Raw genomic sequence first — 25,062 nt, forward strand, 5'->3', positions numbered from 1 at the left:
TCAAGCAGGAAACCCAGACCGAGCCGAATAGCCGAAGTCGGCGAGCAAGGCCTGTCCGTTCACCGTCCGCGCCCGCGCGGAAGCCAGATACACCACCTGCTGGGCGACCTCGCCGGCCGCCTGCACCGGGAATCCCAGTTCGTCCAGCAGGTCTCCCAAATCCCCTCGCGCCATCGGCGTGTCCACCACCGACGGGCACACGCAATTGACCCGCACGCCGTCGAACTCGACCGACAACGCCCGCGTCAACGACACCACCGCGCCCTTCGACGCGCAGTAGGGCACCATCCCCGGCGCGCACACGAAGGCCGAATCGCTGGCCAGGAAGACGATCGAACTCCCGTCTCGCAGCCACGGCCGCGCGTGCTTCGCGACCAGGAACTGGCCCAGCACGTTCACCGCCATGACCGCGGTGAAGTCCGCCGCGCTGGTCTCCGCGAGCGGCCGTCCGACCGGTCCTGATATCCCAGCGCAGCCGACTACCACGTCAATCCGGCCGAGCGACTCCGCCACGAGCCGCACCGCCGCGGCCACCTGGTCCTCGTCGGTGATGTCCGCCCGCGCCGCGACGACGTCCCCCGGCAGCGACGGCGGCCGGACCCGGTCGACCACCCCGACCCGCGCGCCCTCCTCCAGGAACGCCCGCGCGCAGGCCAGCCCGATCCCGGACGCGGCCCCGGTGATCAGCACGGCCTTGTCTTCGAGGTCGAGTCGCATGCCGCAATCCTGCAACAACGGCGCCGCCGGGGATTGGCAACGAGTGCATCCTTGTTGTCAGCGGCCGCACGACCCGCCGAACCCGGCTACCGCTACCCCCTGGCCGCCGCGAACACTGCGGCGAGGAGCGCGAAGGGACACCATGAGCAACGCACACCCCCACCCCCTTGACCCGCTGACCGCCGACGAACTCGCCGCCGGCCGGGCAGTGCTGGAGGCACAGGGGCTGATCACCGAGACGACGCGGTTTCCGCAGGTCCTCCCGGTGGAGCCGGACAAGGCCGCCGTGCTGGCCTGCGCCGCGGCCGACCGGCGGATCCAGTTCACCCTGCTCGACACCGCGACCGGCGAATCGGCCGACGCGGTCGTGTCGGTGACCGCCGGGGAGCTGGTCAGCCACGAGAAGTGCGGCGAGGGCCAGCCCCCGTATCTCTTCGAGGAGTACGACCTGGCCGAGGCCATCACCAAGGCCTCACCCGAGTGGCAGGCGGCCATGGAGCGGCGAGGTCTCGGCGACCGCGTCGAGCACGCGTTCTGCGCCCCGCTCGCCCCCGGCTGCTTCGGCCGTGAGGACGAGACCGGCCGGGTCATCCGCTCGCTCACCTTCCTGCGCGAGGACGACACCGACAACCCCTGGTCACGGCCGGTCGAAGGCCTGGTCGCGCACCTCAACCTCACCGAACAGCGCGTACTTCGGGTCGAGGACGAGGGCGACACCCCGGTCCCGGAGGACTCCGGCCGGTACGGCCACCACCCCGCGCGCACGACGCTCAAGCCGATCGAGATCACCCAGCCGGAAGGCCCGAGCTTCCAGGTCGACGGTTCGCTGGTGACGTGGGAGGGCTGGCAGCTGCGCGTCGGGTTCAACGCGCGCGAGGGCCTGACCCTGCACCAGCTGACCTTCCAGGACCGCTCGGTGCTGTACCGCGCGTCGGTGCCTGAGATGGTTGTTCCCTACGGTGATACGTCAATCGGCCGGTTCTGGATCAGCTACTTCGACGCGGGCGAGTACCTGCTCGGCAAGAACGGCAACAGCCTGCGCCTGGGCTGCGACTGCCTCGGCGTGATCCACTACTTCGACGCCTTCCTCGCCGACGACCACGGCCAGCCGGTGCGCGTGCCGAACGCGATCTGCATGCACGAGGAGGACTACGGGATCCTCTGGAAGCACACGGATCTCGACGGCAAGGCCGAGGTCCGCCGTTCGCGCCGGCTGGTGATCTCGTCGATCTCCACTATCGGCAACTACGACTACGGCTTCTTCTGGTACCTCTACCTCGACGGCACCATCGAATGCGAGGCCAAGGCGACCGGCATCGTCTTCTCCGGCGCCGGTGAGCCCGGGTCCGCGAATCCGCACGCGTCCGAGATCGCGCCCGGCCTGTTCGCCCCGGTGCACCAGCACCTGTTCTGCGCCCGGCTCGACTTCGCCGTCGACGGCCAGCGCAACTCGGTGTACGAAGTGGACACTGTCGGGATTCCGATCGGCGAAAAGAACCCGTACGGCAACGCCTTCACCTGGACGGCCACCGAACTGCGCACCGAAAAGGAGGCGAAGCGGCACGCCAACCCGGCGACCGCGCGTGTGTGGGAAGTCCGCAGCACCGAGCACACCAACCGGCTCGGCGCGCCGACCGCGTACCAGCTCGTGCCGCGGCCGTCGGCGACCCTGATGGCGCAACCGGAATCGACGGTGTACCAGCGCGCGACGTTCGCCACGAACCACCTGTGGGTCACGCCGTACGCGCCCGGCGAACGCTTCCCGGCGGGCGACCGCCCCAACGCGCACCCGGGCGGGGCAGGCCTGCCCGCGTGGACGGCGGCCGACCGCTCTGTCAGCGACACCGACGTCGTGCTGTGGCACGTCTTCGGCCCGACGCACATCCCGCGTCCAGAGGACTGGCCGGTCATGCCGGTCGACTACTCCGGATTCATGGTGCGTCCCTACGGGTTCTGCGACCGGAACCCGGCACTCGACCTGCCCTCGGCCGCCCACGGCCACTGCGAACACTGAGGAAGGCTCCATGCCCGCGACCAACCTGTCCGACACCTCCACCTGGCTCCCGCTCGACGGTCTCGCCCCCGGCTTCGACGCCAACAAAGCGGCCACTGTGGACGATCTCGACAACCAGTCGTTCACTTTGGACTGTGCCGACGGCGGCACGTTCTCGATCAGCTTCTCCGGCGGCCGCGCGTCGTGGGACGAGGACGGCGCCACCGGCGAGACCGCTTCGGAGACGTTCCTCGTCGACGCCGGCCTGTTCTACGTGCAGTTCCACCCCGGTGCGGAAACCTCGTACAGCCTGCTGCTGGACGTGCGCCAGGGCCGCGCGCTGGTCATCACGAGCACGATCGGCGACGGACTTCCCCGGGTGACACAACGGTTCCGTCCCGCGACCATCCAGGGCCGCGAGGCGCACGGCGACGAAATCGCGCCCAGTACGGCGTTGATCGGCCGCCGCGTGCAGTGGGTTTACAGCGAAGAGCACGCGTACGAGCACGTTTACCTCACCCCGCACTGGTACACCTGGCAGTGCCTTTCCGGTCCGGAGCGGGGCCTCGCCGACACCGACGAGAACTCCGTCTACCAGATCCGGCCCGGGATCTACGTGTTCACCTGGCGCGAGAAGGTCATCCCGTGCGCGTCGGTGACCGTGGCCGACCACCGGAACGTGCGGGAATTGCGGTCGCACGGTTCGCTGTTCGGACTGGGCGAGGACGGCAAGTCGCCGACGCACTTCACCTTCGGCGCGTACGGCAGGCTGCTCAGCAACACCGTTTATTCGCCGGACTACGACCCCGCTGGACAGTGACCCGTGGCGCCTGAACTGCTCCTCACCAACGCCACTGTGTACACAGTGGACGAAGACCGGCCGTGGGCGACCTCGCTCGCGGTGGAGAACGGCCGGGTGAGCACCGCCGAGGCCGGTCCCGACACCGAGGTCGTCGATCTCGGCGGCGCGTTCGTGCTGCCGGGTTTCGTCGACGTGCACAGCCACCATGCCCTCGCCGGACGGGAATTGTTCGAACTGCGCTTGGAAAGCGGCGCGGGCTTGGACGAAATCCTCGTCGCGGTAAGGGAATGGGCTGCGGGTCTCGGTCCTGACGAATGGGTCGTCGGCGGCGCCTGGCCGTCCACTTTGGCCCCTGAACTCGGCCACGAGTCCGTGCGGCGAGCACTGGACGAAGCGGCAGGCGGACGTCCGGTCGTGCTGATCGAGGACAGCAGGCACAACCGGTGGGCGAGCAGCCGGGCGCTGGAACTCGCCGGGATCACCGCGGACACGCCGGATCCGGCCGGCGGGACGATCCACCGCGACCTCGACAGCGGCGCGCCGACCGGTCTGCTGATCGAGACCGCGGGATTGGCGGTGGAGCGGGCGATGCGGGACACGCGCACGCTCACCGCCGAGCAGCACGCCGAAGCGTCGCGGCGGGCGATCGCGATCCTGCACTCCTACGGCATCACGGCGTTCCAGGACGCCGGAGCGACTCTCGACATCCTCGCCGCGCTGAAAACCCTGGACGACGCTGGGGAACTAGTCGCGTGGGTCGTGTCGTCGATGCTGGTCAACGACCCGATCTTCGGCGCGGACCCGATCGGCAAACCGCTGCTCGACCGGGCCGCGCAGTACCGCAGCGAGCACCACCGGCCGGACTTCGTGAAGATCTTCCTCGACGGCACCCCGCCCGCGCACACCGCGGCGTTCCTGGAGCCGTACCTGCACCACGAGTGCTTCTGCGGCGACACGACGATGCCGCCGGAGGAACTCGCGGACTGGCTGGACGTCGCCGTCTCGGCCGGGCTTTCGGCGAAGATCCACTGCGCGGGCGACGCAGCCGTCCGGGCCACTTTGGACGCTGCCGGCGCACTGCGGGCCCGCGGCGACTACACGACGAAAATCCAAGTGGCGCACGGGCAATTCATCCACCCGGACGACCTGGAACGGTTCGCGACGCTCAACGTCTCGGCGGACATCTCGCCGTTCCTGTGGGTGCCCGGCGTGATCCCGGACGCCATCGCCCAGGTGATCCCCGCCGAACGCGCGGCGCGCATGCAGCCGAACCGCACGCTGCTGGACACCGGCGCACTGGTCGCCGGGGGTTCGGACTGGCCGGTGAGCGAATCCCCGAACGCCTGGGAAGGCATCGAGGGCCTCATCACCCGGCAGGACCCGTACGGCAAACACCCCGGGAGCCTGTGGCCGGAGCAGGCGATCACGCTGGCCGAAGCGATCCAGGTGTTCACCCTGAACTCGGCCCGCGCCTGCGGACTGGACGACGTGACGGGGTCGCTGACGCCGGGGAAGTCGGCGGATTTCGTGGTGCTGGACCAGGATCCGTTCAAGACCCCGGCGAACGAGCTCGCGGGGATCACGGTGCGGGAGACGTGGTTCGGGGGGAAGCGGGTGTTTTCGCGGGACTAAGGGTTGTGAGTGTTCATGCCGGTTAGAACCGGCATGAACACTCACAACGTCTTACGCCAGCAGAAACTCCGCGACCCGCTCCCCCATCAGCACCGCCGGCGCGTTCGTGTTCCCGCTGATCACCCGCGGCAGCACCGAGGCGTCCGCGACGCGCAGCCCGGACACCCCGCGCACCGCCAGCGTCGGGTCCGTCACCGCCAGTTCGTCGGTTCCCATCCGGCACGTGCCCACCTGGTGGTGATACGTGATCGCGGTCCGTCGCACGTACTCGCGCACATCCGCCGGTCCCGGGTACAGCTCCCGGGCGCCCCATTCCTCCGCCAACGCCGGGGCGCTGCCGATCAACCGGCACTGCTCCACCGACGCGACCAGGCTTTCGAAGTCCGCCGGGTGTGCGAGCGCGGCCAAGTCGATCAGCGGCATCTCGGTCGGATCCGCGCTGCGCAGCCGCAGCGTTCCCCGGCTTTGCGGCGTGATCATGCCCGCCATCAGCGAGAACCCGGTCGGCGGCCCGGTCATCCACGACTCGTACATCGGCACGCTGAAGTGGATCGGCTGGGTGTCCGGCACCGCCAGGCCCGGACGGCTGCGCCAGAACAGGTGCGTCTGCGTCACCGAAAGCCCGGTCTGCGGCGGCGCGACCGCACGCCGGTCGGTGGCGAAGATGACTGGCGACAGCAGATGGTCGTGCAGGTTCTCGCCGACGCCCGGCAGGTCCGCGACGACGTCAAGGCCCAGCGCCGCGACGTCGTCGGCCGGGCCGATTCCGCTGCGCAGCAGGACGGCCGGGGACGCGAGGGCGCCAGCGGCGAGCACCACTTGGTCGGCGAACAGCGGCTCCAGTTCGCCGTCGATCTCCGCCAGGACACCGATGCAACGGTCGCCCTCGAACAGCACGCGATGCACCAGCGCACCGGTGTGCACGGTCATCCGGGCGGCGACCGGTTCGGCGTAGCAGAGCCAGGTGTTGCGCCGCCGTCCGCCGGTCATGGTGACCTGCTGCACGGAGATGCCGTCGAGGGTTCCGCCGTTGTAATTGTCGTTGAACGGCAGGCCGATCTCCTGTGCCGCGTCCACAATGGACTGCTGGATCGGCTGCAGCGGATCGTGCTGCTCCAAGTCGAGCAGGTCGCGTTCGATCCGCTCGTACACCGGGCGCACGTCGTCCCAGGTCCAGCCGGGCAGTTCCCATCCGTCGTAGTCCGCCGCCGCGCCGCGGACCCAGATCATCGCGTTCAGCGAATGCGAACCGCCGAGCACCTTGCCGCGCGGCAGGTGCAGCCTGCGGTTCCCGGCGTGCGGCTGCGGCACCGTGTAGTAGTCCCAGTCCTCGGCGGCGTGCCACAGCTCCGCCGCGCGCGACGGGTCGTGGATCGCCGCGTTCGTGTCCGGTCCGCCCGCTTCCAGCAGCGTCACCTTCGCACCCGCGTCCACCAGCCGCCGGCACACCACCGAGCCCGCCGAACCCGCACCTACCACGATCACGTCCATGTGCTGATCCTGACCGGTCCCCCGGCCGCGCCCGGAATTGTCTTCACTAGCCGACAACGGGCGTGCCCTCGCGGACAAGACCGCCCGCCCGCCGCGCGCCGATACTCGGATACGACCAGAAGATAGGGACTAGGGAGCACCGATGCCGACACGCCTGTTCATCGACGGTCAGTGGACCGAGGCCGGCGGGGAGCCCATCCCGACCCGCGATCCGGCCACCGGCACGGTTCTCGAAGACGTCGGGACGGCAACGCAGGCCGACGTCGACGCCGCGGTCGCCGCCGCGCGCCGCGCGCTGAGCTCGCCGGAGTGGGCCGGGCTCGCGCCGGTGCGGCGCGCGAAACTGCTGTTCCGCCTCGCCGACCTCGTCGACGAGCACCACGAGGAACTCGCCGCGCTGGAAACCCGCGACCAGGGCCAGCCGATTGGTATCTCACGGCAGGTGAGCGTCACCGGCGCGGCCGAGCACCTGCGCTATTTCGCCGGCTGGGTCACGAAAATCCAGGGAACCACGAACCCGGTTTCGTTCCCGGACACCCTGCACTACACCCGCCGCGAGCCGGTCGGCGTGAACGCGCTGATCACGCCGTGGAACTTCCCGCTGATGATCCTCGTGTGGAAGCTCGCGCCCGCGCTCGCCACCGGCAACACCGTGGTGATCAAGCCGAGCGAGGTCACGCCGCTCACCAGCATCCGGCTGGTACAGCTGGCGGAGCAGGCTGGTATCCCAGCGGGCGTGGTCAACCTGGTCACGGGCGACGGTCCGGTGGGCGCGATGCTGAGTTCGCACCACGACGTCGACCACGTCTCCTACACCGGCTCCACCGCGGTCGGGAAGCTGATCACCGCGGCGAGCGCGGAGTCCAACCTCAAGCGGCTGACGCTCGAACTCGGCGGCAAGGCCCCGAGCATCATCGCCGCGGACGCCGACCTGGACGCCGCCGTCGCGGGCAACCTCGCCGGCGCGACGCTGAACACCGGCCAGGTCTGCGCGGCGTACACGCGGTTCTATGTCGACCGCAAACGCGAGCAGGAGTTCGTGGAGAAGATGGCCGCCGGACTGGCGGGGCTGCAGGTCGGTCCCGGTTTGGAGGAGACGACTCAGGTCGGGCCGCTCGTGTCGGACAAGCACCGCAGGCACGTCGCGAACCTGGTGGCGACCGGCCGTTCCGAAGGCGCGGACCTGATCACCGGCGGCTCGGAAGTCGACCGCGACGGCTACTTCTACCAGCCGACGCTCTTCGCGGGCGTCACGGACTCGATGACGATCATGCGCGAGGAGATCTTCGGCCCGGTGCTGGCAGTGACTCCGTACGACGACCCGGACGAACTGGTCGCGCGCGCGAACGACACGCAGTACGGCCTCGCCGCGACGGTGTGGACCCGCGATATCCGCACGGCACAACGTTATGCGGACGGGATTCGCGCCGGCGCGGTGTTCGTGAACATGCCGCCGATCCCGGACATGGCCGCTCCGTGGGGCGGGTACAAGGCGTCGGGCTGGGGCCGCGAGATGGGCCCGTGGGCGCTGGACGCGTACACCGAGACGAAGGCGGTTTGGCTGCACTACGGCTACTGAACGCTTTCGGGGCTCGGCAGTCCGATGTGGACTGCCGAGCCCCGTTCAGCGGGCCAGTTCGGCCAGCGACAGCAGCAAATGCGCCGACTCCGGGTACCAGATGTCCGAATGCGCCCCGGCTGGATTCCACCACCGCCCGCGCCGGAACCGCCACCCCGACTCGACATTGACGATCCGCCGGTCCAATTCGGACCGTGAATACTCCACATCTGTCTTGCGCAGCACAGTGTTCGCGACCTCGTCGACCGGAGCTTTCACCCCGACATTCCCGATCCCCGCCACCCCCTCCGCCAACCGGTGCCACAAACCGGTGGCTCGGTCGAAGCGGGACCGGGTCACCACGATCGGCCCGTTGATCGGAGCGTCACGCAACACCGGAGCGAACCGGCCGGTGAAGATATCCGGCCGCGCGGCCATCTGGAACACCAGCAGAGTGTCCACAGTGTATGGATAACGCGGATCGGCTCGATCCCATCCGAGAACCGGCGGACCGTCCCCCGCGGCGGCCTGCACCGCTTCGACGACAAAACGGCCGCCGAAGGAATGGCCGACACAGTGCAGGTACTGCCCGGTGACGGTCCGCAGACTCGGCGCACTGCCGGGCAATTGGCGTTCCGCGTTCAGGTACCCGAGCAACTGGCCGAGCGCCTCCGCGGCCCGCCCCTCGGTGGTCATCGCATGCGCCCGGTCGCGGATCCGCCGGTACCCGGTCAGGAACGGGTTGCTCATCGAGGGCCACCGCACCATGACGTAAAACCCTTTCCACGAACCGAGTCCTTCGTAGGACCCGGCCGCATACCGGTCCTCCAGCAGCCCGAAGAACTGCCGCGCCCGCCGGTCCGCCGTCTCGCGGTTGTTCTGCCACCCGTGCACGAAGACGACGATGTCGGTCGCCGTCGCCGGAACGTTCAGCCAGCGCGCCAGAAAGCGCGACGTCGCCTCGGCGGGCACCGGTTTGCCGGTTTCCGGATCCACGAAATCGCCGTGCTCGTCGAGGTCCAGGATCACCGGTTCGGTCACGGTCGCCCTTCCTGCCAAAGATGCACGTCGATCCCGCGGTACAGCGAAAACATCAGCCCGAGCGGATTGTGGTGCTCGTCGGCGAACGAACGCGCCAGCGAACGCACGATGTCGCCCAGTTTCGCGCCCGAATCGATGAATTCGGTGAACAACCGGCGCGAATACTCGCACGCGAACGCGGGCGGCAGGTCGATCTGCGGGCCGATCAGGCAGCGTCCGCCATTGCCCAGCAACGCTTTGCCGAAAGCCGAATAGAACGCCGAGGTCACCTGCCCGCCCTGGCACGCCCCGACGTACACGAACGGCCGCGTCGGCAGCGGCGCTTCCGCCAGCCACGCCGTCAGGTCGGTGCCGTAGATCCGTTCGCCGTCACCGAGTTTCAGATACGGCTGCTCGACCAGCCCGCCGGAGCCGCTCACCTTGCCGTGGCAGCCGAAGTACGTGACATGGTCGGCGAAATCGCGGCTGCGGAAATGCGCGGCGAGCGTTTTCTTGTCCGGGCGCAGCACTACTTCGGCCCGGCCGTGGAAGAAGTCGACGACCGGCGCGATGTAGGGCGTGTCCGGGAATTGCCGGTCGACGCCGTGGTCGACGTTCAGCCCGACGACCGGTTTGCCGCCGTCGACGGTGATCCGCGCGTCGAAGTCGTCGACCCGGGAGAAGGTGTGCTCCACGACGTGCCGGTAGCCCCAGAACCCGTCGAGCGACCAGTTCTCGTCGTCCGGGTACACGTGCGGCTGCCGCGGCGACGTGTACAGCATGCCCCACGGCACGATCAGGCTGTCCGATTCGATGCTGATCACGTTCTCGCCCTCGGCGAGCGCCAGTTCCAGCAGCGCGCGGATCCGCTGGAGACCGCGATCCGGACCGGCGAACAGCAGCCGGTACATCACATGGCCGGCGTCGGCGAGTGCGAAACCGGCCCGCCGCAACAGTTCCGGCCGCTGTGACAGGTCCCAGCCGTCGGCGAACGGATACCGGCGCGGGCCGCGGTCGGTCTGCTCGGCGAGGTCCACGACGTGCCGCTGCCAGGCTTCGCGAAGGATGTCGATCCGGGAGTTCAGCTCGTCGAGGCTGAGCGCGATCCGGCCCTGGTACCCGCCGCCGCCGTCCTCCGGGAACGCGCTGCCCCAGGCCTGGACGAGAATCCCCGGCGCACCGGGGAACTCGAGGAATCGCAGGTTGACCGTCCGCGCCCGGTTGTACGGCGGCACCGCGACGCGGCTCAGCCCCGCGGTGTTGTCGACGGTCACCTCGGCGCTCAGCTGACGGGTCATGACGGCACCTCCACCGGCAGCGCGGCCGCGATTTCCAGGAGCAGCTGGGCGTCGTGCTCGCGGTAGATCCGGAACACCAGCCGCAGCGGCCCCGGCGCGGCCGGGACGACGTCGAACTCGGCGGGATCGAGCAACCGGTCGCCGGCGATCCAGCCGATCCGCGACACCGGTTCGGCCGCCCCGGGCACGGCGTCGAGCAGCACCCGGACCCGCACGACCCCGGTCGCCGCGGCTGCGGGTTCCTTGCGCCGCACCGAAACCGCGACCCGCACCGACCGCCCGACGACCACCGGATCGTCGGACCGGCATTCGACAGTCGCCAGCAGGTCCGGCCCCGGCGGCGGGACGTCGTCCGGCGGTTTCGCGCCCGGCGGGCGTCGGCTCGCCCAGAGCACGCGCCGGGAGTACAACGGCGGCATCGCCGCGATCTCGCTCGGCGGCGGATACCCGGTCCGGCTGGTGCGCCAGGTAGCGGGGCGCGAATCCACCCGCCGCGAATCCACCCGCCGGGAGTCGACCCGCCTGGAGTCGACGCGCCGCGAATCGGCCCGCCGGGAGTCCGCCCGGCGCGAGTCAACGCGGCGAGAATCGACCCGAACGCTGGACACCGCTCCTAAAATCGCCGAATCAGGTGCCTCGACCTCGTAATCCTCCTCAGCAGGCGCCTCGACGTCAGCAGCGACCGGCTCGCGCGGCTGCGACGGCACCGAAATCCGCTCCGAAAGAAACTCGTCCCCCGCCAGCAGCCCGCGAAGGCTGACCAGCCCGCTCTCCGCGTCGACGATGTCCACGAGCCACCGCAACCGGCCCAGCACCGCCTCGTTGCCCTGCGCGGTCGCCAAGGCCACCGCAGCGCCCAGCGCGTCCAGCGTGGCAGTGAGATTTCCGTTGCGGTGCGCGGAAAGCGCGGCATCGACGGCGGCCCCGAGGCCTAGGTGCGGGCCGACCGGCGCTTGGGCCAGGTGCACCGGATCGTCGGTCAAAAGCACGGAAACGGTCTCCGCCTCCGACTGCACAGCGCCCTGCTGCGCCCACATCGCGACCAGCTGATGCTCCCGCTCGATCGCCAGCCCCGACGGCACGAGCAAGCTCAGCGCGTAATCCCGGATTTCCCCCGCCGCCCAGTGCCCGAGATCGAGCACCACTTCGCCGATTCGCCGCTGCGGCAAGGGTTTCGACAGTTCCCGCGGAGCCAGCTGGCTGACCCGGTACACCACGCACCCCGGAGAATCCCGCACGAACAGCCGCACCGAACCCCCGTCGGAACCAGCCGTGACGGTGACCTTCACCGTCGTGCTGGAGCTGCGCGACGGCAAGTACCGGGGATAGTGCACCACGACCTTCGGCCGCGCGGCCGAGACCGGTCGCGGCACCTCGAGGCCGCGCACCCGGCCCGCGTGCTCCCGCAGCGCCGGCCACCCCCGATTCGCTTGCTCCCAATAGATCTGCGCGAGGTCGTGCTGCACCTGGCGCAGGTCAGGCAACCGGCCAGCGGCCGCGGGATGCTCGGCGGCCAGCCGCAGCAGCGTTTCCCCGACCACCGCGGTGAGCCGGTCCCGCTCGTCCTCGTCCAGGTCCAGTTCACCGAGCCGGGACCAAGCGGCGGCGGCTTCGTCAAGGCTCGGCAGCCCCCCTTCGCCCGGCACGATCGAGGCGAGCGCCCGCACCGCGCCGGCCCGAGCGGCGCTCTTGGCTCTCCGGTCCGCTGCTGGCACCTCGTCCAATGCCGCCGCCGCACCCACGCGGTCGTCTACCGCGAGTCTGGTCCGGGCGAGTCCGAACGCCGCAGCGGCCATGGTCGGGTCGCACGCCCACACCGCTTGGTAGTAACGCGCCGCATTCGCCGAAGCGCCCCGCAGTTCCGCGCAAAACCCCAACGCCAGCAACGGCGCCAGCTCGCCCTGCACCAGTCGCGTGCACCGCCTGTACTGGCCCTCGGCTTCGTCCAGCCTTCCCGCCTCCAGCGACGTCGCCGCACTGTGCCAGGCCGCCGCGACCTCCTTGGGTGCGGTGGAACGGGCGACGGGCAAGACCGTCCGCAGGTGGTCCTCCAGCAGGCGATCGTCCGCGCGCAACGGCGGTTCCGGCCCCCAGTCCTCCCACCCTGGCGCCCCGAGCCCCGCAGTGGCGAGTTCTCCAGATTCGCCGAACACTCTCGACGCGGCCGGATGCGGCACGCGGGTCCGCGCACTCAGGAGCAGCCGCAGCACCCCGCGCAGCTGTTCGGCCATGTCGTCGGCGGTGGCGAACCGATCCTCGTAACCAGCGGTGGCCCGGTCGATCAGCTCCTGCAGCTGTTCCCGGCCAAGACCGCCGTACGGCCCGGAACACGCCCGCAGCAGCTCTTCCAGGGTGCGGCCGACCGAATAGAGGTCCGACCGGACGCTGATGCCTTCGCGTTCCAACTCCGACCGCGGCGGCTGATAGCCCGGCGTCCCGACGATCGCGCTGTCCCGGTCGTCCTTCCGCCGCACCGAACCGAGGTCGACGAGCGTGATCCGATCGCCGTCCTGGAGCACGTTGTCCGGTTTCAGATCGACGTACAACAGCCCTTGCTGGTGCAGATACCCGACGGCCTCAAGCAACTGCAGGCCGTACGCGGCGACATGTTCCGGACGCAGCCGCTTCGCGCGCTGGAAGACCGTCCGCAGCGAAATCCCGCGCACGTACTCCATCACCAGATACCCGCTGGATCTGCCGGTTTCCGGGTCCGGGTGTTCGACGTGCGCGAGGGTGCGGACGACGTTCGGATGGTCCAGTTCCAGCAGTCGCGGGACGACGGCGGATTGCGCGGCGGCCAGCGCGCCGCCGCGGTCCCGTTCGCCGATCAGGGTTTTGAGCACCACGAACCGGCCGCCCTCGGCCTCGTCGCGGGCGAGGTAGATCCAGCTGAACCCGCCGTGCGCGATGCAGCCGAGCACCGCGTACCGGCCGGCGACGACGGCGCCCCGTGCCAGGGTCGGCAGGAAGGTGAACGGCGTGCCGCAGTTCACGCAGTAGCCGCGCGCCCGGCCGGGCCGCCCGGCCTCGCCGCGGCCCACCGGACTGCCGCATTCCACGCAAAACCGGTGCCGTTCCGGCAGCGCCGCCTCGGGCAGCACGGCGTCGAACGGGTCCGGCGGCGTCGCTTTCGGCAGCCCGACCCGCAGGTCTCCGGCACCGGGCACCGGCTGGCTGCCGGTGCGGACGAGGAGTTCGTCGAGCCGGTCCTCGATCACCGAATCGTCGGTCACCCATTCGCGCAGCTGCGGGAAGTACGCCAGCACGGTGTCCGCCGGAACCAGCCGCACCGCGTGGTCGACCACCACGATGCCGAGCAGCCGCCCGGTGGTGCGGTCGAACGCGGGACAGCCGGACAGATCCGGGTCGACGGGGCCCTCCAGGAGCGTGAGCGGCACCCGTTCGCCATCCGCCGCTCCGGTGGTGGCGCGCACCCAAATGCCGTAGCCGAGGCGGAGCGGAAGGCTGTGGATCCGGATTTCCCGGCCGGATTCGACCTTTCGCCGGAGCGTGGCGCCATGCCGCACCGGAGTCTCCAGTTCCAGCAGCGCCAGGTCGCCGCGCGCGCCCGCGAGCGGCGGGACCAGCCCGGCCAGCGCGGCGGAGCCCGCCGATCCGACCCGGAACTCGGTCGCGTCGCGGGCCGCCCGGGAGCAGGTCAGGACGTACCGGCCGCCGATCAGGACGCCGGCGCCGAGGAGACGGCCGTCGGCAGCGTGGATTCGCGTCTGCCCCGTATTCCACCCCAGATCAACGGCCACGAGGTAAAACCTTACCCGGGAACGGCCTCCGCATCGTTCAGTTCGGGCAAAGCCGTCCGGTCACCCGGCGCGACGGGTCGCCCTCCCCGAATGGACGTATCGCGCACGGCCGGATCCGTCGTCGCCCAGGAAGACCAGCGGCAGATGGATTCCGCCCTGCGCTTCGCGCAGGATCAGCGTGTCGCCTTCGAGAAAGACCAGTTCGGATTTGCTGGCGGCGCTCAGTTCCGCGGCTGTCCCTTTAGGACGTTGCTCGAGCCAGACCCGGCCGTCGTCGTCCTGGGAGATCACGAGATCGGCGACCGTGCTGGCGTAAGTGCCGAGATACCGGTCCGCGGCGAACGGCTCCGGCTCGGCGGGCGGACGCGGCGGCAGCGACACCTCGACGCCGCCGAATTCCTTGAGCAGCGCGGGAACGAGGTCGGCGTACAGGCTCATCGCGTCGCCGCCGTTGGTCAGCAACGCCACGACGAGATCGCTTTCGGGCACCAGCCGCAGGAACGCCGCCTGGCCGATGGTGTTGCCGTCGTGGCCGTAAACCTGGCCGGCCGGAGTGTCGAACAACTCCCAGCCGAGGCCCCAGGCGTCGCCCATGATGCCGAGCGGCGGAAGGCTGACCTGCCGCTGAAGCATGGCCGCGGCGCTCTCCGCACTCAACACTCCGGCGCCGCCCGCGAGGTGCATGCGGGCGAAGGCGAGCAGATCCGCCGCGGACATCGCGAGCGACGACCCGGCCGGTCCGTTGGACCGCAGCATCGACCAGAACGGCGCGGGCACGAGGTCCGCGCCCGGCTCGGGTTCGAGGTGCCCGATCGCGGCGCGGAAGCGGATCGCGTCGAGGGCGTTCGGGGCGAAATGCCGGAGCTTCAGCGGCGCGGCGAGGCATTCGCGAAGACAGTCCTCGTAATGCTTGCCGCGCAACACTTCCACCAGCCGCCCGAGGACGACGTACCCCGCGTTGTTGTACGAGAACAATTCTCCGGGCGGGAAAAGCTGAGCGACGCCGTCGAGGGTCGCGACGAACTTCTCCACCGCGTCGTCGCCGGGTCCGGTGTCGGTGAAGAGGTCGCCCTCGAACCCCGCGGTGTGGCTGAGCAGCTGGCGCACGGTGATGGCCGCGTCGCCCAGGTTGAGTTCGGGGAGGTACTGCCGGATGGGAGCGTCGAGGTCGACCAGGCCCTCGTCCACGAGCTGCAGGACGAGGGTGGCCGTCCACACCTTTGTGATCGAGCCGATTTGGAATACCGAATCGGTGGTGGCGGTGACGCCGGTGTCCAGATTGAGCACCCCGGCGGCCGCGGCGGCCGTCTCCTCGCCGACCGCGACCGCGATCACCGCGGCGGGGACTTGGTGGTGTTCCAGCAGCGCGGGAAGGTCCTGCTTCAGCCGCCTGCGGAGAGCGTCGAGCTTGTCCATCCCGGGAAGGTAGCGCCGCGCCGAGACCAAAAGTTCGTCTCCGGACACGGAAAAATCCGCGCTCGGCTGGAGCCCCGGACGAACCGCTCAGACGAGCACCTCGCCGTCCTTCGCGACCACCCGGCCACCGGCGATCACCAGCGAACGCACCGGCGCCCGCAGCAACGCGTCCGGCACGTTCTCCGCCGCCACCAGCACCACATCCGCCCGGCACCCCGGTGCCAGATCATGCCGCTCCCGGCCCGCGAACGACGCCGCCCGCCGCGTCGCCAGCTCCACCGCCGCCGTCAGATCCTCGTCCTTCCGCAGGCCGTGCAGGCGGGCGAAGCCGAGTGCGATCCGCAGGATGTCGCCGTCGCCGTACGGGGACCACAGGTCGCGGATCCCGTCCGTGCCGAGGCCGACCGGGACCTCGCGCGCGGACAGCTCGGCCCACGGCAGCGGAGCCGTCCGCACCGGCGCGACGGTCGCCAGCGAGATGCCTGCCTCGGTGATCCGATCGAGCAGTGCCGCCTGCCGCGACGGGGGAACCTCGCCGAGGGCGAAGCCGTGCGAGACGGTGACCTTGCCCTGCAGCCCGGTGCGCACGGTCCGGTCCGCGATCAGCTCGTACTGGAACGCGCCCAGCTCACCGCCGTCGTGCAGGTGGATGTCGAGGCCGACGCCGCGGCGCTCGGCGATCTCGAACAGCCCGTCGAGCTGGCCGACCGGGTCGCGGTCGATGCCCGCCGGGTCGAGGCCGCCGATCCAGCCCGCGCCCGCCGCCGCGGCTTCGTCGAGCAGTTCGAGCACGCCCGGCCGCCGCAGCACGCCGTCCTGCGGGAAGGCCACGATCTCGACCTCCACCGCGCCGCCCAGCCGTTCCGCGGCTTCCCGCACGATCTCGATGCCGCGCAGACCGAGCCCCAGGTCGACGTCCACGTGGCTGCGTGCCGCGGTGGTGCCGTGCCGCAGGAATTCGCGCAGCACGGTCTCGGCGATCTCGACGCTCGGGATCCCCAGCGCGTCCCGCTCGGCCCGCTCGTGCGCGATCCGGCCTTCGGTGCTCGCGACGCCGCCGTAGGAGACCCAGGGCTTGCCCCACCAGCTCTTGTCGACGTGCGCGTGCGAGTTGACGAACCCGGGCAGCGCGAGCAGCCCCGCGCCGTCGATCCGCTCGCCCTCGGCCGGGGCCGAGCCCGCGGGCCGGACGTCGGAGATGCGGTCGCCGTCGAGGACGATGTCGGCCGGGTCGCCGCCCCACGGGCGCACGCCGGTCAGAGTGAGAGAAGCCATGTTAATGGTATACCAAATGATCGGACGGCTGTCCCGCGAGCCTGGCCCTGACACTCCCAGGACCGAGGGGTACTGGCCGCACCGCGCCGCGCGCCGCACCATGGACGGCAGCCGCGGCGGGACCGGCGCGGCGAGGAAAGAAGGGCGGAACATTGACCGACAACCTCCCCGGCGGGACGTTCACGTTGGCCGGGCGCACCGTCGCCCGCCTGGGATACGGCGCGATGCAACTGGCCGGACCCGGCGTCTTCGGGCCGCCGAACGACCGCGACGAGGCGATCGCGGTCCTGCGCACGGCCGTCGAACTGGGCGTGAACCACATCGACACCGCCGACTTCTACGGGCCGTACGTCACGAACGAACTGCTCCGCGAAGCACTCGCGCCGTATGACGGGCTGCAGATCGTCACCAAGGTCGGTGCGGTGCGCGACGACCAGGGCGGCTGGATCCACGAGCGTTCGCCCGAGCAACTGCGCGACCAGGTGGAGTCGAACCTGCACAACCTCGGCGTCGAGGCGCTCGACGTGGTGAACCTGCGGGTCGGCGGCGGTCCGGACGGGCACTCGCCGGTGCCGGGTTCGCTGGCCGAACCGTTCGGCGCGCTCGCCGAACTGCGCAAGGAAGGCAAGATCAAGGAACTCGGCGTGAGCGTGGTCGACGCCGAGCAGGTGGCGCAGGCGCAGTCGATCGCGCCGGTGGTCACCGTGCAGAACTGGTACAACGTCGCGCACCGCGGGGATGAGAAGCTGATCGAATCCCTTGCCGCCCAAGGGATTTCCTACGTCCCGTTCTGGCCGCTCGGCGGGTTCAGCCCGCTGCAGTCCTCGACGCTGGACGACGTCGCCGCCCGGCTCGGCGCCAGCCCGAAGGCGGTCGCGCTGGCCTGGCTGCTGCACCAGTCGCCGAACATCCTGCTGATCCCCGGCACGTCGTCGGTCGCGCACCTGCGGGAAAACGTGGCGGCGGCCGATCTGGAACTGCCCGCGGACGCTTTGGCCGAATTGGACACGATCGCCGGATAACGACGGATTCGGGGTGCTGGCAGCCAGTGCTCAGCACCCCGGATCTCAGGGGAAAACTGGCCGATAGCGTCCGGTGAACGGACAGCGAATTCCGCTCGCGAAATTCCCCGACGAACGACGGTGCACCGGAAGTCCCGGCGCGATTAGCGTGCTCTACGGCAGTTTCCGCCACGCTAAGGAGAAAACGCGCCGATGAACGTCAAAAGCGCCTGCGCCGCGATTCTGGCCGTCGCCGGGCTGATCGCCGCGCCGGCCACCGCCTCGGCCGCGGCGTCCGAGTTGCCCAGCTACGAACAATGGCAGGCCGACGTGCGCGAAGCCGTCGACCCGGCGATTCCGTGGCTGACCGACCGGGTCGCGAAGGGCGGGTCCGGGCTGGCGATCGTGCTGGACATCGACAACACCTCGCTGGAAACCGAATACCACCCCGGCGAGCCGAACCGCCCCGTGCTCGCGGTCGCCCAATGGGCAGGCCAGCACCACGTGTCCGTCCTCTTCGTGACGGCGCGAACCAGTTCTTCCTCCGCGCGCACGCAACTGAGCGACGCGGGCTATCCGATCGACGCGATCTGCACCCGCAAATCCGGCGAGGGCACCGCGGAAGGCAAACAGCGCTGCCGCGCGGACCTGACCGAACAGGGCTACACAATCACGGCGAACATCGGCAACCGGTCCACCGACCTCGAAGGCGGGGACTACGAAAAGGGCTTCAAACTGCCGGACTACGACGGCCAGCTTTCGTAACCCGGGAGCGGCGATCCCGGCGAGCACGGGAATCGCCGCTCACCGGCTTCACCGGCTCAGCCACTCCGCCAGCCCGACTTTCCCCCGCCACGCGCCTTCCGCAGGCACCAGGCTGTTCTTGCCCAGCACCGTCCCGAAGTACTTCGCGGCCGGGTCGGTCACCACCTCGCGCGGGTCGTTCCGCGCGGTCAGCACTCGCCGGATCCACTCGTCCATCGGCAGCACGTCCGGCCCGCCGATCTCGACGATCCCGCCGGCAGGCGGTTCGCCCGCGGCCCGCGCGACCGCCACCGCGACGTCCTCCGCCGCGATCGGCCGGGTGCCGCCGTCGGAAAGCCGCACCACGCCGTCGACGGTCGAGGTGTCCGCGATCGCGACCGCGAACTCCAGGAACTGCGTCGCGCGCACGATCGTGTAGTTCAGCCCGCTGTCCTGGATCAGTTTCTCCTGCGCCGCCTTCGCCCGCAGGTACCCGGAATCCGGCAGCTCGTCGGCGCCCACGACGGACAGCGCGACGAAATGGCCCACCCCGGCTTCGCGCGCCGCCTCGACCAGATTCCCGGTCGAACGCTGGAAGAACTCCATGACGTCGTCGTCCGCGAACGACGGCGAGTTCGACACGTCCACCAGCACGTCGGCACCCTGCAGCACGCCGGACAGCCCTTCGCCGGTCAAGGTGTTCACGCCAGTGCTCGGCGCGGCCGCCACGACCTCGTGCCCCTCCAGCAGCTGCACGACCTGTGAGCCGATCCGCCCGGTTCCGCCGATGACGACGATCTTCATGCTCGTTCCCTCCGTTTCCGCCGCGGCGGCCGCCGCGAGCGTCGCCAATCAGGACCGGACAGCGCGCCGATTTGTGACACCACTGCCCGCTAAGCTCGCGAATGCCCGCCGGACCAGGAAGGAACGCGCCGCTGATGGAGGAAATCGCCGAGGCCGCCTCGGTGTTCGCACAGGTCCGGCCGCGGCTGTTCGGGATCGCCTACCGGATGCTCGGCAGCGTCGCCGACGCCGAGGACCTGGTGCAGGACGTCTGGCTGCGCTGGCAGACCTGCGATCGTTCGGCCGTCCGCAATCCGGGCGCGTTCCTCGCCACCACCACGACCCGGCTGGCCATCACCGCGAGCCAGACCGCGCGCGCCCGGCACGAAACCTACGTCGGCCCGTGGCTGCCCGAACCGGTCGACACCTCCGCCGACCCGCAGCTCGGCGCCGAACGCGCCGCCGCGCTCGAGGTCGCCGTGCTGTTCCTGCTGGAGAAGCTGCCGCCGACGGAACGGGCGGCGTACGTGCTGCGCGAGGCGTTCGATTACCCGTACCAGCAGATCGCCGACATCGTGCAGACCACCGAGGTGAGCGCGCGCCAGCTGGTCAGCCGGGCGCGCAAGCACCTCGCCGCGGAACGCCGGGCACCCGTCGAACCGGCCGAACAACGGCGGCTGCTGAGCGCGTTCGTGGACGCCGCGCGCTCCGGCGACCTGGCGACGCTGGAGAAACTGCTCGCCGAGGACGTCGTCAGCTACTCCGACGGCGGCGGCGCGGTCCGCGCGACGCGGATCCCGGTGGTCGGCGCGGTCACGGTGGCGAAGTACGTCCGTGCGTTCGCCAGCCGGTTCTGGTCCGGCACCGAGGTGCGCTGGAGCGAGGTCAACGGCCAACCCGCGGCGGTGGTCAGCCACAGCGGAACCGTCACGGCGGTGCTGACCGTGTCGGCGTCGGCCGAGGGCATCCACCGGGTGTTCTGGCTGATGAACCCGGCCAAGCTCGGGGCGTACACCGCCTGAGCCCGGGGTACCCGGCGGGGATGAAGCGACCCGGCCCGGTGCGCTGGCTGCACTACGTCTACGGCGGAGTACTCCCCGAGGAGTACCGCGAGTGGGTGCTGTACGACGCGACCGCGAAAACCTGGGTGCTGCGCTTCGCGTTCCGGATCTTCGCCGAGGCGCTGCCCTGGCTGATCGCGGGCTACGTCGTCCTCACCCTCGTCACGCCGATGCCCGCCGGGATGATCGTCGCCGCGCTGCTGATCAGCCTGCTGCTGAGCTTGTTCCTCACCGTCACCAGCGCCGACGAACTCGCCGAAGTCCGGCTCACCAAGCACGGTTTCCCGCCCGGCACCGGAAAAGCGGTCCGCAAACGCCGCGGCGGCGCGTCGACCTGGCCGTGAGCCGGTTGCCCGACGCGTAACCGCTGGGTTACGCTTTCGCCGTGGACCTGGCCGCCAGCGCGATCGCCGACCCGGTGCGCCGGGACATCCTGGCGCTCCTGCAACACCAGCGCCTGCCCGCCGGGGAGATCGCCGCGCGCTTCGCCATCAGCCGCCCCGCGGTGTCCCGCCATCTGCGCGTACTGCGGGAAAGCGGACTGGTGCGCGACGAACTCGTGGGCAGGCAACGGTTTTACGCCCTCGACCCGCGGGGCTTCGCTGAACTCGCCGCCTGGCTCACCCAGCTTCTCGCCCCGCCTGCCTGGCAGCAGCGGCTCGACGCGCTGGAGACCGAGGTCCACCGCACCCGCCGCGAACGCCGCCGGGGCACCTCCGCCGGAGAGGAACACACCGCATGAAACCCGTGCCCACCGCGAGAGCGCACCGCCTCGCCGACAGCATCGACCTCGTCCTGCCGCGCACCTTCCGTGCGCCGATCGACGACGTGTGGGCCGCGATCACCGAACCCGAACGCACCGCGCGCTGGTTCGGCCCCTGGGAGGGCGACGCGACACCCGGTCGGATGATCCGCGTCCAGATGCTGTTCGAAGAGGAGGAGCCCTGGATGGACCTCCGCGTCGACGCCTGCGAGCCGCCGCGCCGGCTGGCTGTTTCGTCCACCGACGAATCCGGCGCCTGGCGCATGGAGATGCTGCTCGAGTCCCGGGACGCGACAACGGAACTCCGGCTGGTGCACCACCTGGACTCCGCGGACAAGATCCCGGAAGCCGGCCCCGGCTGGGAGTACTACCTCGACATGCTCACCGCCGCCTTCGACGGCACGCCGCGGCCGGACTTCGCCGACTACCACCCGGCGATGACGCCCTATTTCACCGAATTGGCCGGAAAATCTTCCTGACCGTCCGTCAATAGTCCACTTCGGACAGTCGGCGGCCGAACGAAATGTCCTTGACCGGCCACGACTTCCCCATTCGGCTGACAGCGGCGACCGGCGCGGAATCGCACCGCCGACTGCCGGATCCTCGGCGGCATATGGAGTACACTGCTGTACCAGTTACTTTCAGTAGTCCCGCGTGACGAGGTGTGGACCAGTCCGGTGGGAGGTGCACGGTGGACGCGACACTGGGCAGCACGCTGGCCGCCGAGGCGAACGAGGACGAGCGCACCGACGCCGAACTCCTCGCCGCTGTACGTGCCGGAGATTGCCAGGCCGGCGGGGAATTGTTCCGGCGGCACGTCACGCTGATGCGCCGCGTGGCCGCCGGTTTGGTGCGCCAGCAAGCCGAACGCGACGACCTGGTCGCCGAAGCCTTCGCGCGCGTGCTCAGCACGGTCGCGGCGGGCGGCGGCCCGGAATCGAACGCGCCGGCGTATCTCGTGGCCACTATGCGAAATCTCTTCGCACGATGGAGCCGCTACGAAAACCGTATCGATCTCTATGCGACAGTTCCGGAACCCGTAACTCTCGACGGCGGCGCTGACGAACTCGCCGTCATGCGTTCCGAAGACCGTCTCGTGTGGTCGGCTTACCGGACCCTGCCCGGCCGCTGGCGAACGGTGTTGTGGCGGATGTCCGCCGAAGGCGACACTCCGGCGGAACTCGCGCCGCTGCTCGGCGTTTCCCCGAACGGCGTCGCGGTGCTCGCCCGCCGCGCCCGCGAAGGATTGCGGCAGGCGTACCTGCAAGTCCAGGTGCCGGACGCGGAATTGCCGCAGTGCCAGGAAGTTCGCCGCCGCATGGGCGCGTGGCTGCGCGGCACCCTGCCCGCGCGCCGGGCCGGAGTCCTCGCCGGACACCTCGCGGCGTGCGAACCGTGCCACGCGGTCGCCGCCGAACTGGCCGAGGTCAACCGCGAACTGCCCCGGATGACCGGCTGCTGCGATCCGGCGATCCCGGAGCCCCGCTAGCCAGCGCCCCAGGCGAGCACACCCGGCACCTCCGCCCGTGGTGCTTTCCCCTCACGCACCTTCCGCTGCCCCGTCGGCGAGATTCCGCGTGATCAGGTTGACCATGAAGGCGAACCGGTCATGTCCGGCGCCGGCCGTCAGCTCCGCCGCGTACCGCCGCGTCTGCGGGAACTTCTCCTCCGGCAGCGCGCTGAACCGCTCCATCAGCTCCTCCTGGCTGAGCACCCACTCGTCGCCGTGCTGCTGCCGCTGCTGGACGAGCGACCGTTCCCAGGCATACGCGGTGACGTAGAGCGTGAGCGAGTCCAGCGCCCACGCGGCGGTCCGCGGTTCGATGCCGCCGGCCAGCAGGATCGCGAAAATCCCTTCGCTGATCCGGAGTGTCTCCAGGTGCGTCGGGACCATCGCCAGCGCGGCGCGGGAGACGCCGGGGTACTTCAGGTACAGATCGCGGATCTGCCCGTAGACGTCCAGGACCTGCTGCCGCCACTTCGCCGGGTCCGGTTCGGGCAGTTCGATCTGTGCGCAGAGCCTGCCGATGAGCAGATCGTCGAGGTCCTCTTTGTTGACGATGTGCGCGTACAGCGACGACGGTCCGGTGCCGAGCACGGCGGTGACCCGGCGGACGGTCAGCGCGTCGTAGCCCTCGGTCGCGACGACCTGCAGCGCGGCGTCGGTAATCCGGTCGACAGTGATGGGTTCTTTCCGCGGCTTCGGCGCGGCCTCGGCGGACGCGTGCCGGGCGGCGCGGCGCTCTCGTGGGGCGGCGGGCATGGCGTCACTATAGCTTGACACGAACTTAGTTCGTCATTTAGAACTTAGTTCGTGACTACTGAACTTAGTTCGTTCCCTCGCGCCGAGCCGCTTCCGCTGGTCAAGACGTGGCTCGTGCTGGCGGTCGTCGTGATCGCCGACCTGATGGACCTGATCGACACCAGCGTCGCCGCCCTCGCCGGCCCCTCGATCCGCGCCGACCTCGGCGGCGGGCCGATGACCCTGCAGTGGGTGCTGTCGGCCTACACCGCGGCGTTCGCGCTCGGCCTCGTGACCTCCGGCCGCCTCGGCGACCGGCTCGGCAGGCGCAGGCTGTTCCTGCTCGGCATGACCGGCTTCACCCTCGCGTCGCTGGCCTGCGGCCTCGCCCCCGGCCCCGGCTTCCTGATCGGGGCCCGCGTGTTCCAGGGCCTGTTCGGCGCGGCGATGATCCCGCAGGGCATCGCGCTGGTGAAGGTCGTCTTCCCGCCGGACCAGCTGCGCAAGGCCCTGATGCCGTTCGGCCCGATCATGGGCCTCGCCACCGTCGCCGGTCCGATCCTCGCCGGATGGCTGCTGCACCTGAACCTGTTCGGCAGCGAATGGCGCTCGATTTTCCTGATCAACGTCCCGTTCGGCGTCCTCGCCGGGCTGCTCGCCCTGCGTGTGCTGCCGCGACACAGCGGCGAGGACCGCGACGCCCGCCTCGACCTGCGCGGCGTCGGCCTGCTCACCACCGCGTCGGCACTGCTCATCGTCCCGCTCATCCAGGGCCGCGAACTCGGCTGGCCCGCTTGGACGTACGTGCTGATGGCCGCCGGCGTGGTCGCCTTCGTCCTGTTCGCCAGATCTGAACGCCGCAGCAGCCACCCGGTCATCGCGCCGTCGTTGTTCGCCAAGCGCGGCTTCGTGTTCGGCCTGCTGATCACCGGCGGGTTTTACGCCTCGCTCAGCGGATTCGTGCTCGTCGTGAATCTGCTGCTGCAATCCGGTCTCGGCTGGACGCCGCTGCAATCTGGATTCGCCCTGCTTCCCTGGGCCGCCGGCACCGCGATCGCAACCCTGGTGTCCGGCGCTGTCCTCGCCGCGAAACTCGGCCGTGCGTCCCTCCACTTAGGACTGGTCAGCGCGGTCGCCGGTCTGCTTGTCCTGTGGTGGTCAATCGCGCACTGGGGCGCCGCCATCACCAGCTGGCAGCTCGCCCCCGCCCTCTTCATCACCGGTGCCGGTTCCGGTCTGCTGTTCATTCCGCTCTTCGATTTCATCCTCGGCGACGCGACGCCAGAAGAAGTCGGCAGCGGTTCCGGAATGCTCAATGCCGCGCAGCAATTCGCTGGCGCCATCGGCGTCGCCGCGCTCGGCACGGTGTTCTTCGCCCGCGTCGGACCCGCTGCCACACCGTCCTGGATCCCTGCCGCTGAACTGGTTTTCGGCCTCTGTGCCGGTCTTTACCTCGTGGCGCTGGCCCTCGTCGGATTCCTCCCGAAACACACCGCCCACTGAAA

General features: G+C 70.0%; 21 protein-coding genes. 12 read left to right on the forward strand and 9 right to left on the reverse strand.

The window, feature by feature from the left end:
• Complete coding sequence (locus L3Q65_RS25880) at positions 1 to 717, reverse strand: SDR family NAD(P)-dependent oxidoreductase (RefSeq protein ID WP_237596889.1); 717 nt, start codon at positions 715 to 717, stop codon at positions 1 to 3.
• Positions 718 to 859: 142 nt separating this feature from the next.
• Here L3Q65_RS25880 and L3Q65_RS25885 point away from each other — a divergent pair, with 142 nt between their 5' ends.
• Genes L3Q65_RS25885 through L3Q65_RS25895 form a run of 3 tightly spaced genes read left to right on the forward strand, consistent with a single transcriptional unit; the run spans position 860 to position 5,144 of the window.
• Positions 860 to 2,731, forward strand: a complete 1,872-nt coding sequence (locus L3Q65_RS25885; RefSeq protein ID WP_182891320.1) for a primary-amine oxidase — start codon at positions 860 to 862, stop codon at positions 2,729 to 2,731.
• Positions 2,732 to 2,741: 10 nt separating this feature from the next.
• The gene (locus L3Q65_RS25890; RefSeq protein ID WP_182891319.1) at positions 2,742 to 3,530 is read left to right on the forward strand and encodes a molybdenum cofactor biosynthesis F family protein; all 789 of its coding nucleotides are present in this window, start codon (positions 2,742 to 2,744) and stop codon (positions 3,528 to 3,530) included.
• Positions 3,531 to 3,533: 3 nt separating this feature from the next.
• Entirely contained in the window at positions 3,534 to 5,144 is a 1,611-nt protein-coding gene (locus L3Q65_RS25895) for an amidohydrolase (protein WP_237596890.1), read from the forward strand.
• Positions 5,145 to 5,195: 51 nt separating this feature from the next.
• On the opposite strand, the gene L3Q65_RS25900 is transcribed toward L3Q65_RS25895, so the two are convergent.
• A complete protein-coding gene (locus L3Q65_RS25900) occupies positions 5,196 to 6,635 on the reverse strand; it encodes a GMC family oxidoreductase (protein ID WP_237596891.1) in 1,440 nt (479 codons plus the stop codon).
• A gap of 142 nt (positions 6,636 to 6,777) precedes the next feature.
• On the opposite strand from L3Q65_RS25900, the gene L3Q65_RS25905 reads away from it, so the two are divergent.
• Positions 6,778 to 8,214 carry an aldehyde dehydrogenase gene (locus tag L3Q65_RS25905; protein WP_182891316.1) on the forward strand — a complete coding sequence of 479 codons (1,437 nt, stop codon included), beginning with the start codon at positions 6,778 to 6,780 and terminating at the stop codon, positions 8,212 to 8,214.
• 45 nt (positions 8,215 to 8,259) lie between these two features.
• Here the strand turns inward: L3Q65_RS25905 and L3Q65_RS25910 are convergent, their stop codons facing one another.
• From L3Q65_RS25910 to L3Q65_RS25930, 5 genes are all read right to left on the reverse strand, one after another.
• A complete protein-coding gene (locus L3Q65_RS25910) occupies positions 8,260 to 9,234 on the reverse strand; it encodes an alpha/beta hydrolase (RefSeq protein ID WP_237596892.1) in 975 nt (324 codons plus the stop codon).
• Positions 9,231 to 10,511, reverse strand: coding sequence for a hypothetical protein (locus tag L3Q65_RS25915; protein WP_182891314.1), 1,281 nt, complete (start codon positions 10,509 to 10,511; stop codon positions 9,231 to 9,233). The genes L3Q65_RS25910 and L3Q65_RS25915 overlap by 4 nt, the downstream gene beginning before the upstream one ends.
• Positions 10,508 to 14,272, reverse strand: coding sequence for a serine/threonine-protein kinase (locus L3Q65_RS25920; RefSeq protein ID WP_237596893.1), 3,765 nt, complete (start codon positions 14,270 to 14,272; stop codon positions 10,508 to 10,510). The genes L3Q65_RS25915 and L3Q65_RS25920 overlap by 4 nt, the downstream gene beginning before the upstream one ends.
• Before the next feature lie 60 nt (positions 14,273 to 14,332).
• On the reverse strand, positions 14,333 to 15,688 hold the full coding sequence (locus L3Q65_RS25925) for a serine hydrolase (RefSeq protein WP_182891312.1): 1,356 nt from the start codon (positions 15,686 to 15,688) through the stop codon (positions 14,333 to 14,335).
• 87 nt (positions 15,689 to 15,775) lie between these two features.
• Complete coding sequence (locus tag L3Q65_RS25930; protein WP_182891311.1) at positions 15,776 to 16,963, reverse strand: amidohydrolase; 1,188 nt, start codon at positions 16,961 to 16,963, stop codon at positions 15,776 to 15,778.
• A 152-nt stretch (positions 16,964 to 17,115) separates the two neighbouring features.
• Between L3Q65_RS25930 and L3Q65_RS25935 the strand changes: the two genes are divergently transcribed.
• Both L3Q65_RS25935 and L3Q65_RS25940 read left to right on the forward strand, forming a co-directional pair.
• Positions 17,116 to 17,985 (forward strand): oxidoreductase, encoded by an 870-nt coding sequence (locus L3Q65_RS25935; protein ID WP_182891310.1) that lies wholly within the window; start codon positions 17,116 to 17,118, stop codon positions 17,983 to 17,985.
• Positions 17,986 to 18,177: 192 nt separating this feature from the next.
• Positions 18,178 to 18,729 (forward strand): HAD family acid phosphatase, encoded by a 552-nt coding sequence (locus L3Q65_RS25940; RefSeq protein ID WP_182891309.1) that lies wholly within the window; start codon positions 18,178 to 18,180, stop codon positions 18,727 to 18,729.
• Positions 18,730 to 18,777: 48 nt separating this feature from the next.
• Here the strand turns inward: L3Q65_RS25940 and L3Q65_RS25945 are convergent, their stop codons facing one another.
• On the reverse strand, positions 18,778 to 19,512 hold the full coding sequence (locus tag L3Q65_RS25945) for an SDR family oxidoreductase (protein ID WP_237596894.1): 735 nt from the start codon (positions 19,510 to 19,512) through the stop codon (positions 18,778 to 18,780).
• Between the two features lie 134 nt (positions 19,513 to 19,646).
• Here L3Q65_RS25945 and L3Q65_RS25950 point away from each other — a divergent pair, with 134 nt between their 5' ends.
• From L3Q65_RS25950 to L3Q65_RS25970, 5 genes are all read left to right on the forward strand, one after another.
• Positions 19,647 to 20,513: an RNA polymerase sigma-70 factor gene (locus tag L3Q65_RS25950; RefSeq protein WP_182891307.1), complete on the forward strand. Its 867-nt coding sequence runs from the start codon at positions 19,647 to 19,649 to the stop codon at positions 20,511 to 20,513.
• Positions 20,514 to 20,533: 20 nt separating this feature from the next.
• Positions 20,534 to 20,896: a DUF5313 family protein gene (locus L3Q65_RS25955; protein ID WP_037817763.1), complete on the forward strand. Its 363-nt coding sequence runs from the start codon at positions 20,534 to 20,536 to the stop codon at positions 20,894 to 20,896.
• 41 nt (positions 20,897 to 20,937) lie between these two features.
• Complete coding sequence (locus tag L3Q65_RS25960; RefSeq protein ID WP_237596895.1) at positions 20,938 to 21,294, forward strand: metalloregulator ArsR/SmtB family transcription factor; 357 nt, start codon at positions 20,938 to 20,940, stop codon at positions 21,292 to 21,294.
• Positions 21,291 to 21,794: an SRPBCC family protein gene (locus tag L3Q65_RS25965; protein ID WP_237596896.1), complete on the forward strand. Its 504-nt coding sequence runs from the start codon at positions 21,291 to 21,293 to the stop codon at positions 21,792 to 21,794. The genes L3Q65_RS25960 and L3Q65_RS25965 overlap by 4 nt, the downstream gene beginning before the upstream one ends.
• 212 nt (positions 21,795 to 22,006) lie before the next feature.
• Entirely contained in the window at positions 22,007 to 22,804 is a 798-nt protein-coding gene (locus tag L3Q65_RS25970; protein ID WP_237596897.1) for a sigma-70 family RNA polymerase sigma factor, read from the forward strand.
• A 51-nt stretch (positions 22,805 to 22,855) separates the two neighbouring features.
• On the opposite strand, the gene L3Q65_RS25975 is transcribed toward L3Q65_RS25970, so the two are convergent.
• On the reverse strand, positions 22,856 to 23,578 hold the full coding sequence (locus L3Q65_RS25975) for a TetR/AcrR family transcriptional regulator (protein ID WP_182891304.1): 723 nt from the start codon (positions 23,576 to 23,578) through the stop codon (positions 22,856 to 22,858).
• Between the two features lie 51 nt (positions 23,579 to 23,629).
• Here L3Q65_RS25975 and L3Q65_RS25980 point away from each other — a divergent pair, with 51 nt between their 5' ends.
• Entirely contained in the window at positions 23,630 to 25,060 is a 1,431-nt protein-coding gene (locus L3Q65_RS25980; protein WP_237596898.1) for a DHA2 family efflux MFS transporter permease subunit, read from the forward strand.
• Positions 25,061 to 25,062: the final 2 nt, after the last annotated feature.

The organism is Amycolatopsis sp. FU40 (assembly GCF_021903635.1).
GTDB classification, from domain to species: Bacteria; Actinomycetota; Actinomycetes; order Mycobacteriales; family Pseudonocardiaceae; genus Amycolatopsis; species Amycolatopsis dendrobii.